Origin of the sequence: Sphingomonas sp. KRR8 (assembly GCF_023559245.1) — a bacterium.
Classification (GTDB): domain Bacteria; phylum Pseudomonadota; class Alphaproteobacteria; order Sphingomonadales; family Sphingomonadaceae; genus Sphingomicrobium.
In genome coordinates, this window is the sequence record NZ_CP097462.1 from 2,268,500 (window position 1) to 2,282,262 (window position 13,763).

General features: G+C 67.6%; 12 protein-coding genes. 5 read left to right on the forward strand and 7 right to left on the reverse strand.

Translation table 11 applies throughout. The features are described 5' to 3' along the window. Positions 1 to 95: 95 nt before the first annotated feature. The 3 genes from ykgO to galE form a co-directional block, all read right to left on the reverse strand. Positions 96 to 221, reverse strand: a complete 126-nt coding sequence (ykgO, locus tag M8312_RS11485; RefSeq protein ID WP_029941846.1) for a type B 50S ribosomal protein L36 — start codon at positions 219 to 221, stop codon at positions 96 to 98. Between the two features lie 138 nt (positions 222 to 359). Further along, positions 360 to 2,018 carry a M20/M25/M40 family metallo-hydrolase gene (locus M8312_RS11490; protein WP_250117825.1) on the reverse strand — a complete coding sequence of 553 codons (1,659 nt, stop codon included), beginning with the start codon at positions 2,016 to 2,018 and terminating at the stop codon, positions 360 to 362. Further along, entirely contained in the window at positions 2,015 to 3,022 is a 1,008-nt protein-coding gene (gene galE, locus M8312_RS11495) for a UDP-glucose 4-epimerase GalE (RefSeq protein ID WP_250117826.1), read from the reverse strand. Before galE ends, M8312_RS11490 begins: the two co-directional genes overlap by 4 nt. A 122-nt stretch (positions 3,023 to 3,144) precedes the next feature. Between galE and M8312_RS11500 the strand changes: the two genes are divergently transcribed. Both M8312_RS11500 and gpmA read left to right on the forward strand, forming a co-directional pair. Next, positions 3,145 to 4,272 carry a M14 family metallopeptidase gene (locus M8312_RS11500; RefSeq protein ID WP_250117827.1) on the forward strand — a complete coding sequence of 376 codons (1,128 nt, stop codon included), beginning with the start codon at positions 3,145 to 3,147 and terminating at the stop codon, positions 4,270 to 4,272. 4 nt (positions 4,273 to 4,276) lie between these two features. Further along, on the forward strand, positions 4,277 to 4,966 hold the full coding sequence (gene gpmA, locus M8312_RS11505; protein WP_250117828.1) for a 2,3-diphosphoglycerate-dependent phosphoglycerate mutase: 690 nt from the start codon (positions 4,277 to 4,279) through the stop codon (positions 4,964 to 4,966). A 7-nt stretch (positions 4,967 to 4,973) separates the two neighbouring features. On the opposite strand, the gene M8312_RS11510 is transcribed toward gpmA, so the two are convergent. After that, positions 4,974 to 5,567: a GGDEF domain-containing protein gene (locus M8312_RS11510; protein ID WP_250117829.1), complete on the reverse strand. Its 594-nt coding sequence runs from the start codon at positions 5,565 to 5,567 to the stop codon at positions 4,974 to 4,976. Between the two features lie 119 nt (positions 5,568 to 5,686). Here M8312_RS11510 and purE point away from each other — a divergent pair, with 119 nt between their 5' ends. Continuing rightward, entirely contained in the window at positions 5,687 to 6,166 is a 480-nt protein-coding gene (gene purE, locus M8312_RS11515; RefSeq protein WP_250117830.1) for a 5-(carboxyamino)imidazole ribonucleotide mutase, read from the forward strand. Beyond that, entirely contained in the window at positions 6,163 to 7,218 is a 1,056-nt protein-coding gene (locus M8312_RS11520; protein WP_250117831.1) for a 5-(carboxyamino)imidazole ribonucleotide synthase, read from the forward strand. Before purE ends, M8312_RS11520 begins: the two co-directional genes overlap by 4 nt. 27 nt (positions 7,219 to 7,245) lie before the next feature. Here M8312_RS11520 and M8312_RS11525 read toward each other — a convergent pair whose 3' ends face one another. From M8312_RS11525 to M8312_RS11535, 3 genes are all read right to left on the reverse strand, one after another. Beyond that, complete coding sequence (locus M8312_RS11525; protein WP_250117832.1) at positions 7,246 to 7,440, reverse strand: hypothetical protein; 195 nt, start codon at positions 7,438 to 7,440, stop codon at positions 7,246 to 7,248. Between the two features lie 146 nt (positions 7,441 to 7,586). Then, positions 7,587 to 10,412, reverse strand: coding sequence for a M16 family metallopeptidase (locus M8312_RS11530; protein ID WP_250117833.1), 2,826 nt, complete (start codon positions 10,410 to 10,412; stop codon positions 7,587 to 7,589). A 153-nt stretch (positions 10,413 to 10,565) separates the two neighbouring features. Beyond that, positions 10,566 to 11,753: a hypothetical protein gene (locus M8312_RS11535; protein ID WP_250117834.1), complete on the reverse strand. Its 1,188-nt coding sequence runs from the start codon at positions 11,751 to 11,753 to the stop codon at positions 10,566 to 10,568. A gap of 180 nt (positions 11,754 to 11,933) precedes the next feature. Between M8312_RS11535 and lepA the strand changes: the two genes are divergently transcribed. Then, positions 11,934 to 13,754: a translation elongation factor 4 gene (gene lepA / locus M8312_RS11540; RefSeq protein ID WP_250117835.1), complete on the forward strand. Its 1,821-nt coding sequence runs from the start codon at positions 11,934 to 11,936 to the stop codon at positions 13,752 to 13,754. The last annotated feature ends 9 nt before the right edge of the window (positions 13,755 to 13,763 follow it).

A 13,763-nucleotide genomic window follows, 5' to 3' on the forward strand; every position in this document is an offset into this window, starting at 1 on the left:
GGTCAGCGGTGAATCGAGGCGACGATCATCAGCCACGACCTACTGTGGGACTGCTTAGCCCTGCCGAACCCGTCGGCAGAGCATCCCCCGGATCTTCAGCCCTGACGGGCTTTGAAGCGGCGGTTCGTCTTGTTGATGACGTAGGTGCGGCCGCGACGACGGATCACGCGGCAATCCCGGTGACGATCCTTGAGCGACTTCAGGGAATTGCGAATCTTCATGACCGGGCCTGCCCGTTTCTCTTGTTCTGGTTGTCAGCTGACGCCCTGACGGGCTTCGGTGGCGGCGCTTATGGGAGGGGTCGCGCAGAGTCAAGGCAAGGGGGCAGGTGATGCGTCCCGCAACCCCTTGCATTCACCTCATCGAGCGGCCTTCGGCTGTCCGGGGGCGAAGGCCTTGCCGAAGTAGCTGTCGCCATACCAGCGCGGCCGCTGGTCCGTGTCGGCGAGGTCACGCGAGATGCGGTAGTTGAGCTCGGCATAACGGGCGAGCTGGTCCCACTCGATCGCCTGGGAAAGGTCGTCGCGGACACTGTGATAGCGTTCGGCGAAGAAGTTGGCCCACACGTCCTTTCCGCGTCCACCGAAGCCGGTCATCAGCAGGATGGCCGGAACCCCGCGTTTGGCCAGCGTGTAGTGGTCGGAGCGGACGAAGATCGACTGCTCCGGCATGGGGTCGGGCGAGACCTTGACCCCCATGCTGCCCGCCGCGGCCGTGACGGTCCTGGCGACCGTGTTGTGGGGCGCACCGAAGGCGACCACGTCGGTGAACGGGTAGAGCGGCAGAGGCATGTCGAGGTCGACCGCCGCAGCCACCTGGGCCAGCGGAACGGTCGGGTGAGCGGCCCAGTAATCGGCGCCGAGCAGGCCCAGTTCCTCGCCGGTGTTGGCGATGAACAGCACCGAGCGGCGCGGCGGCTTGCCCGAGGCGACGAATTCGCGCGCGGCCTCCAGCATGGTGGCGACGCCAGCGCCATTGTCCAGCGCGCCATTGTAGATGGCGTCCTCGCCGGGTTTGGCGTCTTTCTTGATCCCGAGGTGGTCGAGGTGCCCCATCAGCACGACGTACTCGGCCTTCAGCCGAGGATCGGTGCCGGGCAGCAGGCCGACCACTTCAGGGCTGGTGAAGTCTTCCCAGCGGCTATTGGCTTCGACCCCGATGGTGGCGGGGAGCGCGAAACCCGCCGGGCTGCGGCCGCCGCGCGAGGCTTCGGTGCGGACCTGTTCAAGCGTCCGGGACGCACCGGCGAACAGCTGCGCGGCCGCGGTGCTGGACATGGCCATGCGGAAGCGCAGGCCCTTGGGCGTGCTGCCCGCCTCACCGTTTGCATCCACCCAGTCGGTGGCGGAGCCGCGGCCGTACTGGCGCAGGCGGCTGCTGTCGCCGGTGCGGCCGATCTCGATCAGGCCGATGGCGCCGGCCTTGGCCGCCATTTGCGCCTTCACGGAGGAGAGGTGTGCCGCGACCTCGGTGTCCATGCCCGGCGGAGTGCCTTCAAGCACCACCACCGTCTTGCCCGCGACGTTCAGCCCGCGAAAGTCGTCGGTGCCGAGCGCGGGATCGCTGAGGCCGTAGCCGGCGAAGACGAGCTGCGAGGAGAGCTTGCGCTGCTTTTCGGTGAGGCTGGGGCGGAGCGACACGTCGCTGCCCCAGGCGAGGCGGGTGATCTTGCCGCCAGTCGTGAGGGAGACGACCGGCGTCCCGTCGTGGCTGGCTCGGCGCAGGGGCACGCGCTGGAGCCAGTCACCGCCGGTGCCGCCCGGCTGGAGTCCGAGGGCGCGGAATTGCGCGGCGACATAGCGGGCCGCGATCTCGTGACCGCGCGCGCCGCTGCCGCGCCCCTCGAGCAGGTCGTCAGAGAGGAATTCGACGTGCGAGCGGACGCGATTGGCGGCAGCGCTGAGTTCGGCGGAGGGGGCGGCGGGAGCGGGCTGGGCCGGCGTCGCGGGAACGGTGGCGCCCAGCAGGGCGAAGGCGGCGAAAGGCGCGAGCGCGAATGGAAGGCGGATGGAAATCACTCCTGTCCGGCGAGCCGCCGCTCAAAGGCGAGCGCGGTGCCGATGATGTGCTCGATGGCGTCATGCTTCGGGCTCCACCCCAGCCGTTCGACGAGACGGCGGTTGGAAGCGACCAATTGCGGCGGATCGCCCGCGCGACGCGGTCCCATGCGCCGCTCGATCGGGGTGCCGTTCACCTTGTCGAGTGCGTCGAGCATCTGCAGCACGGAGAAGCCGCGCCCGTAGCCGCAGTTCATGGTCAGGTTCTCGTCCGGGCTGGCGATCAGCGCCTGCAGGGCGGCGACGTGCGCGTCGGCGAGGTCGGAGACGTGGATATAGTCGCGGATGCAGGTGCCGTCGGGTGTGGGATAATCGGTCCCGAACACGTCGACATGGGTGCGCTTGCCGATGGCGGCTTCGCAGGCGACCTTGAGCAGGTGGGTCGCGCCCTTGCTCGCCTGGCCCGAACGGCCCTGCGGGTCGGCGCCGGCGACGTTGAAATAGCGCAGCGCCCCATAATTGAAGCCGTGCGCCACCGAGCAGTCGCGCAGCATGATCTCCGTCATCAGCTTGGACGAGCCGTAGGGATTGATCGGGACCTTGGGATCGTCCTCGTCGACCGGCACCTTTTCGGGTGCGCCGTAGGTCGCGGCCGTCGAGGAGAAGAGGATGTGGCGGATGCCGCAGGCGACGGCGCTCTCGATCAGGCTGTGGGAGGCGACCGTGTTGTTGCGATAGTAGAGGAGCGGGTTCTCAACGCTCTCCGGGACCACGATCGAGCCGGCGAAGTGCATGATCGCGCCGACCCGATGTTCACGCAGGAACGGTTCGATGGCGGCCTTGTCGGCGACATCGGCCTGAAGAAAGGGGACGCCCTCGGGCACGGTCTCGCGGCGGCCGTTCGACAGGTCGTCGATCACCACGGTCGGCCAGCCGGCGTCGGTCAATGCCAGCACGGCGTGACTGCCGATATAGCCGGCGCCGCCGGTGACGAGAACGGTCGGACGGGGTTGCGCGCTCACCATGCTGTTAACTGCTCCTCAAGGCCCACCGCCCATGGGGCCGCTAGACGTTTTCTTGCTGACGGCGCAAGCGGTCAGCCTTAAGGACCCGTCCCGACAATATTAACCACATCCCAGCGGGGCTCATGAGCATCACGATTTCGAGCGCATTCGATTCGGGCAACATCCGGGTCGTGAAGCAGGACGGCGCGGCGATCGACCTGGAGATCGTCGCCGACCACATGAGCGACTTCTACCAGTGGTTCCATTTCCGGCTGGCCGGGGCGGCGGGCCAGGAAGTCACGCTGCGCATCACCAACTGCGCGGGCAGCGCCTATCCGCACGGCTGGCCCGACTACAAGGCGCGCGTCAGCCATGACCGCGAGGAGTGGGTGCTGGCGGAGAACACCAGCTATGCCGACGGCGTGCTGACGATCCGGCTGACCCCCAGCAGCGACGTCGTTTGGCTGGCCTATTTCGCGCCTTATTCGATGGAGCGGCACCACGACCTCGTCAGCAGCTTCGCGCAGATCGAGGGCGTCGGATATCGCAGCCTTGGCAAGAGCCTGGATGGACAGGACATCGACTGCCTGACCATCGGTGAAGGCCCGCTGACCGCATGGATCTATGCCCGCCAGCATCCGGGCGAAAGCATGGCCGAATGGTTCATGGAAGGCGCGCTGGAGAAGCTGGCCGACCCGGACGATCCCGTCGCCCGCGCGCTGCGCAAGGCCGTGACCTTCCACCTGGTGCCGAACATGAATCCGGACGGTTCCAAGCGCGGGCACCTGCGCACCAACGCGGTCGGCGTGAACCTCAACCGCGAGTGGCACGCGCCCTCGGCCGAGAAGAGCCCCGAAGTGCTGTGCGTCCGCAATGCGATGGACGCCCAGGCGCCGGACTTCGCGATGGACATCCATGGGGACGAGGCGATCCCCGCCAACTTCCTCGCCGGGTTCGAGGGCATTCCCTCGTTGACCGAGCGGCAGACGCGCCTGTTCAAGCTGTTCAGCGACACGCTGGAGCGGCTCTGCCCCGACTTCCAGACGGCGCAGGGCTATGAGGTCCCGGCTCCGGGCCAGGCCAACATGAGCATGTCCACCACCCAGCTGGCCGAGCGTTACGGCTGCCTGTCGATGACGCTGGAGATGCCGTTCAAGGACAATTTCGACATGCCCGATCCGCTCTACGGCTGGAGCCCGGAGCGGTCCAAGTATCTGGCGCACCATTGCCTTGGCGCGCTGCACGCGATCCTGTCGGACCTGAAGGCCTGAGCTGATGCCGACGCTCGTCCTGCTTCGCCACGGCCAGTCGCAGTGGAACCTCGAGAACCGCTTCACCGGCTGGTGGGACGTCGACCTGACGGAGGCCGGTGTCGCGGAGGCCGCGGCGGCCGGCGCGCTGCTCAAGGACAAGGGGTTCGACTTCGACCGCTGCTTCACCTCGGTCCAGAAGCGCGCGATCAAGACGCTGAACCTGGTGCTCGACGAGATGGAGCGGTTGTGGCTGCCGGTCACCAAGGACTGGCGGCTGAACGAGCGGCATTATGGTGGCCTGACCGGGCTCAACAAGGCCGAGACTGTCGCCAAGGTCGGCGAGGAGCAGGTCAAGACCTGGCGCCGCAGCTTCGATGTGCCGCCGCCGCCACTGGAGGGGGACAGCCCCTATGCCGTGCTGCAGGACGATCGCCGCTACGCCGGCGTGGCCGTTCCCGCGACCGAGAGCCTCAAGGACACGATTGCGCGAGTGCTGCCTTACTATGAGGCGGAGATCGCGCCGGCGCTGAAGCGCGGCGAGCGGGTGATCGTCGCGGCGCACGGCAATTCACTGCGGGCATTGGAGAAGCAGCTGTCCGGGATATCGGACGCGGACATCGTGGGGCTGGAGATCCCGACCGGGCAGCCGATCGTGTACGAACTGGACGATGACCTGTCGGTCAGGGATCGATATTATCTGAGCGAGCGGTAAGGTTCGACTAGGCCGCCGCCTTGTCCTCATACATGGCGCGGTCGGCACGGATCAGGACCTGCTCGGCGCAGTCGCCGTGCTCGATCATGGCGATGCCGATCGCGGCGCTCAGCGGAATGGGCTGGCCGTCGCAGCGGAACTCGCTGCCGGCGATCCGGTCGGCCAACCGGCTGGCGGTGTCGCTGGCCTGAATGAAGTCGGCCCGCTCCAGCAGTACGGCGAACTCGTCCCCGCCGAACCGTCCGACGCAATCGCTCTGCCGGACGTCGTTGATCAGCAGCTTCGCCAGATGAACGAGCGCCGCGTCGCCCGCATGGTGGCCGAAGCTGTCGTTGACCATCTTCAAGCCATCGACGTCGATGAAAAGGATGGCCCCGCCGTCGCCGTAGCGATTGGTGCGGTCGATCAGTTTCTCGAGCTGGCGGGTGAAGCCGCGGCGGTTGAGCAGGGGAACCAGGCTGTCGTGATGCGCCAGCTGGTCGAGATCCTCGATCCGCTGCTCCAGCCGCGCGACTTCGGCGCGCAGCCGGCTGATCTCCTCGATCAGTTCAGCGCGATCGACGTTATCGTCGGTACGAGCGACATTCAGCACGTCAGCCATGACGATGGCCCCCAAGGTCACCGGATAATAGCGCAAAATTCCGACATTGCAGAGTCTTCATCAGTGGCTCGCTTGTCCCCGGCGTTGCACCGGGGGACACTCCTTCCTAAAGGCCGAACATGAGCGCGGCGGTGGGCATCATCATGGGCAGTTCTTCCGACTGGGAGACGATGCGCCATACGGCTGAAACGCTTGAGTCGCTGGGCGTCTCCCATGAAATCAGGGTGGTGTCCGCGCACCGAACGCCGGACCGGCTGTTCGAATATGCCAAGGCAGCGCGGGGTCGCGGGCTCAAGATCATCATCGCTGGTGCCGGCGGGGCCGCGCACCTGCCCGGGATGGCCGCGTCCATGACTAGCCTGCCGGTGCTGGGCGTGCCGGTGGAGAGCAAGGCGCTGGCGGGCGTCGACAGCCTGCTGTCGATCGTGCAGATGCCCGGCGGCGTTCCGGTCGGCACGCTGGCGATCGGCAAGCCAGGCGCGATCAACGCCGGCCTGCTTGCCGCCTCCATCCTCAGCCTGAGCGATGCGGCCCTGGCCGAGCGACTGGAAGCCTGGCGCGCGGCGCAGACGGAAGCGGTGGCAGAGTCGCCGGAGTGATCGCACCGGGCGCGACCATCGGCATTGTCGGCGGCGGCCAGCTTGGCCGGATGCTGAGCGTGGCGGCGGCGCAGCTCGGCTACCGCACCCACATCTTCGATCCGCACGAGCAGCCCTGTGCGGCGGACGTCACAGCCGAGTTCACTCGCGCTGCTTTCGACGACCGCGCCGCGCTGGAGCGGTTCGCCGCGAGCTGTGACGTAGTGACCTACGAGTTCGAGAATCTGAGCGTGGAGCCGCTGGCGGGGATCGGCGACAAGCTCCGCCCGGGTACCCGCTCGCTGGCGGTCGCGCAGGACCGGGCCACCGAGAAGAGCTTCATCGAGCGGACGGGCGGAAGGGTCGCGCCGTGGCGCGCGGTCGAGAGCCTGGCCGAGGTCGAGCAGGCGGTGGCGGAGCTCGGCTGCCCGCTGGTGCTGAAGACCCGGCGCTACGGCTATGACGGCAAGGGCCAGGCGTGGGTCCGTGCGCCTGAGCAGGCCGCCGACGCCTGGGCCGCGATCAGCGAGCAGCCGGCGGTCGCCGAGCGCGGCATGACATTCGCCGCCGAATTCTCGATCATTCTTGCGCGCGGCCTTGGCGGCGAGATCGCCATCCTGCCCGCTCCGCGCAACGATCACCGGGACGGCATCCTGCGCACCTCGACCGTGCCGGCCGGCCCGGTCGTCGCGCCGCTGGTCCCCGCCGCGGAGGCCATGGCCCGGGCGATTGCCGAGGCGCTTGGCCATGTCGGGGTGCTGACGGTCGAATTCTTTGCCTGCGCCGACGGTCCGGTGGTCAATGAGATTGCGCCGCGGGTCCACAACAGCGGGCACTGGAGCATCGAAGGCGCCGCCACCTCGCAATTCGAGCAGCACCTTCGCGCCATCCTCGACCTGCCGCTCGGCTCCACCGCGCTTCGCGGGAATGGTGCGACGATGGACAATCTGATCGGGGACGAGGTCCATCGCTGGCCCGAGCTCATCGCCGAGTCCGGTGCGTCGCTTCACCTCTACGGCAAGGGCGAAGCACGCCCGGGCCGCAAGATGGGGCATGTCACGCGGGTGCGTTGAGGGGCCTGATCCGGATGTCGGTCCGGGTCAGCTCCGCAGCAGGAAGGATCCGATGAGCGCGCCGATGAGGGCTGCTGCCGTCCAGAGCGGGAGGGCCCGGCTGAGCAGGCTCGGCTCCCCTGCGCGTGCGATCGCCTGCGCCGCGAGCCGATCACCACGCCGTTGGCCATGCTCGGGCCGGGGTACATCGGGCGTTCGCCGCCGCTCCTGCATCGTCTTCATGCCGCTATTCTAGCGGAAACTCGCGGCCTGAGATCAGCCACATCCGGATGGTCCCAATTCGGATCAGTGGGTTCCCCGCAACGCGATTACGGTAAGGAGTGCAGCGAGGCTGCGCCCGCGATCGGGCGCAGCCTCGCTGTCACTCGTCAACGTGGCTCGGCAACCTCGATCGGCAGGCCGAGCTTGTCGAGCTGTGGCTTCACCTTGGCAGCGTCGCCCACCACGACCCAGACGAAGCCGTTGGGATCGAGGGCGCCCTTGAGCGCGGAGTCGAGCTGCGCGGCGTTCAGCGCCCGATACTTGCCGGCGAGCTGGACCTGATAGTCGTCCGGCCGGCCGTACAGCGCATTGGTCATCAGCGCGCTCAGCACCGCGCTGCTGGTCTCGAACTTGCCGGGCAGGGCGTTGACGTTGTTGGCGACGAGCCGGGTCAGCTCCTCGCTGGTGATGCCCTTGGTCCCGAGCAGGTCGGTGATGTTCTGGTTGAGCGCGGCAATGCTGTCGCCGGTGCGGTCGGCCTGGACCGGCGCACTGACCAGATAGGGCGCGGCATTCTGGTTGAGGGCGAAATTGCCGCTCACGCCATAGCTCCAGCCTTTGGTTTCGCGCAGGTCCATGTTGATCCGCGACAGGAAGTTGCCGCCGAGCACTTCGCTGGCCGCGCTGACCGGCACGATGTCGCCGCGCGGGTTCACCGGGGTGAGCTGCGCGCCGACGATCACCGACTGGGGTGAGCCCGGCCGGTCGATCAGCACGATCCGCGACTTCGCCGGACGGGCCGGCGGAGCGGTGAAGACCTTGCTGCCCTTGGCCACCGCCGGGGTCGCCCAGGTGCCGAAGCGCTGCTCCAGCTGGGGCACCAGCTCTGCGAGCGGTCGGTCCGAGACGATGAAGATCTGCGCATTGTCGGGGCGCAGCCAGCGCTGCTGGTAGCCCTTGAGGTCGGCCTGGCTGAAGCCCTTCACCGCCGCGATGTCACCGCCCGGCGGGCCGCCATAGGGGTGCGAGGCCCCGTAGAGCAGTGCCGGGACGGCCCGCGAGGCGATGCTGTTGGGATCCTTCTGCGCCTGGGCAATGCCGGTCAGCAGCTGCGCGCGAACCCGCTCCACCTCGGCCGGGGCGAAGGTCGGCTGCTCGACGATCTTCTCGAGCAGGTCGAGCGACGGGCCGAGGTTGGCCGACAGGGCCGACATGGTGACGTTGCTGGTGTCGAGGCTCGAGCCGCTGCTGATCTCGGTGCCCAGCTCCTCTTCGCGCTCGGCCAACTGCTGCGACGTGAGGCCGCCGGCGCCCTCGTCGAGCAGGCCCAGCGCGAAGCTGCTGAGGCCGCGCTGGTTGGGCGCGTCGGATGCGTTGCCGGCGTCGAAGCTGACCGCCATCTGGGTCAGCGGAACGGCCGTCCGGCGCGCGTAGGTGACCTGGATGCCGTTCGACAGGCGGGCCCGCTCCACGGTGGGGAAGTTCAGCTGCGCGAGCGTCGCCAGCGGCGGGATCTCGCGCTTGGTCGAGGGCGGCGGCGTGCCCTCCTTGGCGGCGGTGCCCTTCGGCCGGACGGCGGCCTCCTGATAAGGCGGGCGATCGCCCGGCTCGAGCCGAATCTTGAGCGGCGGACGGGTCAGCCAGCGGCCGAACACCGTCTTGACCTGCGCCGGGGTGACCGCCGCCAGTTCCGTCAGCTGGCGCCGGTAGAAATTGCTGTCGCCCGCATAGACCTGACCCTCGGCCAGCGCGACGGCCTTGCCGCCGAAGCCGCCGACCTGCTCCAGCCCGCGGATTCGGCTCGCCACTTCGCTGGTGGCGGCGCGGCGCAGTTCAGCCTGGGTGGGGCCGTTGCGGATGTAGTCGGCCATCAGCTCGTCGAGGCGCTTCTCGACCACGGCCGGGTCGACGCCCGGCTTCACAACGGCGGTGACGCTGAAGAAGCCGACGCGGTGGAAGGCACTGTTGGAGGCGGACACCGCAACGGCGATCTTCTCGTCGCGGACCAGGGCCTTGTCGAGTCGCGAGGAGGCGAGGCCGCCGAGCACCGAGCCGCCGAGGTCGAGCGCGGCGCTGTCCCTGGCAAGCATCCCCGGCACCGCCCAATAACGCTGGATCTGGGTCGCCGCGACGCGGTCCTTCATCACGATGGAGCGACCGTTGGCGGGCGGCACGGCGGCGGCGGCCGGCACGTTCACCGGTCCGCGCTTGATCTGCCCGAAATACTTCTCGACCAGCGGGCGAGCTTCAGCGGCATTGATGTCGCCGGCCAGCACCAGCACGGCGTTGTTCGGGCCGTAATTGTCGCGGAACCAGGCCTGGATATCGGCCAGGCTGGCGGCGTCGAGGTCGGCCATCGAGCCGATGGTGCTGTGATGATAAGGGTGGCCAACGGGGAAGAGGTTCTCGAGCACCTCGTAGAACACCAGGCCACCGGGACGGTTGTCGCCCTGCCGCTTTTCGTTCTGAACCACGCCGCGCTGGTTATCGAGCTTCTCCTGGGTGACGGCACCCAGCAGATAACCCATCCGGTCGCTTTCCATGAACAGCGCCCGTTCCAGCGCGCCGCGCGGGACGGTTTCGAAATAGTTGGTGCGGTCGAAGAAGGTGGTGCCGTTATAATCGGTGCCGCCGACCTGCTGGAGGTAAGTGAAATAGTCGCCCGGCAGGTTCTCCGACCCGTTGAACATCAGATGCTCGAACAGGTGGGCGTAGCCGGTCTTGCCCTTGGGTTCGTCCTTGGAGCCGACATTGTACCAGGTGCTGACGGCAACGATCGGCGCCTTGCGATCTTCGTGCACCACGACGGTCAGGCCGTTGGGCAGCTTGAACACTGTGTTGGGGATGCGAACCTGACTGACGAGGCTGCTGACGGGTGCGGGGCGGGACGTTGCGGCTGCCGCGGCAGGTGCCGGCTGCGCGCCGAGCGGCGCGGCGGCGGCGAGCGCGGACGCACTGGCCAGTAAGAAAGCGAGACGCGGCAGGGTCGTCATGGTCGAGCATGCTCCGGACAAAGGCGGGGATTCGGTGGACCGATGCTAGGCGAGCGTCCCGCCCGCGCAACCGCTATCGACGAAGTGCAGGCTCCGCTCGACTGGCAGCGGCTTTCCCCGGCCAGGGCGAGGGATGCCGCCGGCCGCGGACCCTCAGGGAAGCGGCGGGCGAACCACTCCCTTGAGCAGGTCTCGCAGGCTGGGCTTGCGCTTGGGGGCAGGCTGTCCGGGGACGCCGGACGGTCCCTCGGCCGCGCCCATGTTCATTCCCCTGATCAGGCTGGCGCTGGTCTTGAGGCGAACCTTGGCGACCCACTTGGGCGCACGGGGCGCCTCCGCGAAGTCGACCTCCGGACCGAAGCCGATCATCCGGATGAAGCCCGCCGGCGCGGCGCGCGAGACCTCGGCCGGCAGCAGGCATTCGCTGACCGTGGGTGCCAGCACCTGCCCGGAGGCGATCAGCTGGCGGACCTTGGCGGGGGGCAGATAGTCTATCAGTCCCATGGCCGTGCCGACGCCGCCCTTGCTGCTCGACGACCACAGGATCATGTCGCTGCCCCCACCCTGGCCGGCGCCCATCAGCGAGAGGGCATAGCCAGTGGCGGTCGGTGCCTGCCGCCAGCCGAGGCGGGTGGCGCCAGACGGCAGCGAGCCGCGCTCGGCAAGGTCGAGGGCCGGCATGAAGTCCTGTCCCGCGCCGAGGGTGAAGGCGATGGGAGGACTGATGGGAGACCGCAGGCTGTGCGCGCCGACCAGCGAGCCGGACATCGGCACCGCCCGTCGATCACGGTCGTTCGGCCATTCGCCATAGCCTCGTCCTGCGGCTGGATGCGGCGGGGTGGCGCTGGCGATCATCGCACCCCAGCCCGGCGGCATCTGTCCGGCGGCAAGCTTGGCGAAATCGATCACCAGTGGCTGGCCGGGGCCGACATGCTCGCCGCAGCCCCAGTAGATCAGCATCCGTCCGGTGGGCCGCTGGAAATCGCGCGGCATGCCGCCGACCCGCTCGCCCTCTACCCGGGTTACTCCCCGGAGTGGCAGGCTCGATCCCATGGCGAGGCCGGGCGGGGGCAGATGCTCACCGACATCCAGGCTTGCTCCGGGCTGGCGTGAGCCGAGCTGCAGGGTCAGCGAGCGGCTGGCGCCACCTCCACGGCCGCTCATCATCATCGCCGCCATCGCGGCCCCGCCCCCGCTGCCCATTCCGCTGTCGGTCGAGGCGCTGACCCAGTAAGTGGCGATGGGAGGCGGGCCGGGCGGCGTGCTCTGGCGTTGCGACAAAGCGGAAGTGGAAAGGAGCACGGCCGCCACACCGGCGGTGGCGGAAAGCGTACGCAGCATGAGATGTCCCCTGATCTGATGCGGGACCATCAGCGGCGGCGATACGCCTGCCCACTCACGCTTTTGGCCCGACCATCTTCTAACAGGATCGGCGCCGAAACGATAGGCGACGCATGACAGGCGTCGAGCGCTCTGCTAGCGGACCGGCACCTCCCGTTTCATCGTAGAAGAACCGCCCGCGTGACCGCGCTCGACAAGATCCGCAACTTTTCCATCATCGCCCATATCGATCACGGCAAGTCGACGCTTGCCGACCGGTTGATCCTGCGCACGGGCGGCATGACCGAACGGGAGATGACGCACGGCCAGGTGCTCGACAATATGGAGATCGAGCAGGAGCGAGGGATCACCATCAAGGCGCAGACCGTCCGCCTGAACTACACGGCCAAGGACGGGGAGACCTACACCCTCAACCTGATGGACACGCCGGGCCACGTCGACTTCGCTTATGAGGTCAGCCGCAGCCTCGCCGCCTGCGAAGGCGCGCTGCTGGTGGTGGACGCGGCGCAGGGCGTGGAAGCGCAGACGCTGGCCAACGTCTACCAGTCGATCGAGCACGACCATGAGATCGTGCCCGTCATCAACAAGATCGACCTTCCCGCCGCCGAGCCCGAGAAGGTCAAGGCCGAGATCGAGGAAGTGATCGGCCTCGACGCCAGCGACGCCGTGCTGGCCAGCGCCAAGGCCGGCATCGGCATCGAAGAGGTGCTGGAGGCGATCGTCACCCGCATTCCCCCGCCCAAGGGCGATCGTGACGCTCCCCTGAAGGCGATGCTGGTCGACTCATGGTACGACCCCTACCTGGGCGTCGTCATCCTGGTGCGGGTGATCGACGGCGTCCTGAAAAAGGGGCAGCAGGTCAAGTTCATGGCTGCCGGAACCACGCACCTGATCGACCGGGTCGGCTGCTTCCGACCCAAGATCGAGCAGCTGGACGAGCTGTCGACTGGCGAGATCGGCTTCATCACCGCACAGATCAAGGAAGTCGCGCAGACCCGCGTCGGCGACACCATTACCGACGCCCGCCATCCCGCGGCCGAAGCGCTGCCCGGCTTCAAGGAAGTCCAGCCAGTGGTGTTCTGCGGGCTGTTCCCGACCGACGCCGCCGACTTCGACAAGCTTCGCGAGTCCCTCGGCAAACTGCGGCTGAACGACGCCAGTTTCTCGTTCGAAACGGAATCCAGCGCCGCGCTGGGCTTTGGTTTCCGTTGCGGCTTCCTGGGACTCCTCCACCTGGAGATCATCCAGGAGCGGCTGACCCGCGAATACGACCTCGACCTCATCACCACCGCGCCGAGCGTCGTTTACACGATGCACCTGTCGCACTCGAAGAACGAGGACGCGCAGACGATCGAACTCCACAACCCCGCCGACATGCCCGACCCCAACCGGATCGAGAGCATCGAGGAACCGTGGATCGAGGCCACCATCTACGTCCCCGACGAATATCTCGGGCCGATCCTGAAGCTCTGCCAGGACCGTCGCGGCATCCAGAAGAACCTGACTTACGTCGGCGGTCGGGCGCAGATCACCTACGAGCTTCCGCTCAATGAAGTGGTGTTCGATTTCTACGACCGGTTGAAGAGCATGTCGAAGGGCTATGCCAGCTTCGACTACCACCAGATCGGGACGCGCGAGGGCGACCTCGTCAAGATGAGCATCCTGGTCAACGAGGAGCCGGTCGATGCGCTCAGCATGATCGTCCACCGCGGCACCGCGGAAGCGCGCGGCCGCGGCATGGTCGAGCGCCTGAAGGAGCTGATCCCCCGGCACCTGTTCAAGATCCCGATCCAGGCCGCCATCGGCGGCAAGGTCATCGCCCGCGAGACGATAAGCGCGATGCGCAAGGACGTCACTGCGAAGTGCTACGGCGGCGACGCCACCCGCAAGCGCAAGCTGCTCGAGAAGCAGAAGAAGGGCAAGGCCAAGATGCGGGAATATGGGTCGGTTTCGATCCCGCAGGAGGCGTTCATCGCCGCGCTACGGATGGGCGAGGAATAGGCTCGCCGG

Bases quoted from the DNA above. Each gene is read 5' to 3' on its own strand.
- ykgO (WP_029941846.1), bottom strand. From the start codon at position 221: ATGAAGATTCGCAATTCCCTGAAGTCGCTCAAGGATCGTCACCGGGAT.
- galE (WP_250117826.1), bottom strand. From the start codon at position 3,022: ATGGTGAGCGCGCAACCCCGTCCGACCGTTCTCGTCACCGGCGGCGCC.
- M8312_RS11500 (WP_250117827.1), top strand. From the start codon at position 3,145: ATGAGCATCACGATTTCGAGCGCATTCGATTCGGGCAACATCCGGGTC.
- gpmA (WP_250117828.1), top strand. From the start codon at position 4,277: ATGCCGACGCTCGTCCTGCTTCGCCACGGCCAGTCGCAGTGGAACCTC.
- M8312_RS11510 (WP_250117829.1), bottom strand. From the start codon at position 5,567: ATGGCTGACGTGCTGAATGTCGCTCGTACCGACGATAACGTCGATCGC.
- purE (WP_250117830.1), top strand. From the start codon at position 5,687: ATGAGCGCGGCGGTGGGCATCATCATGGGCAGTTCTTCCGACTGGGAG.
- M8312_RS11525 (WP_250117832.1), bottom strand. From the start codon at position 7,440: ATGAAGACGATGCAGGAGCGGCGGCGAACGCCCGATGTACCCCGGCCC.
- M8312_RS11530 (WP_250117833.1), bottom strand. From the start codon at position 10,412: ATGACGACCCTGCCGCGTCTCGCTTTCTTACTGGCCAGTGCGTCCGCG.
- M8312_RS11535 (WP_250117834.1), bottom strand. From the start codon at position 11,753: ATGCTGCGTACGCTTTCCGCCACCGCCGGTGTGGCGGCCGTGCTCCTT.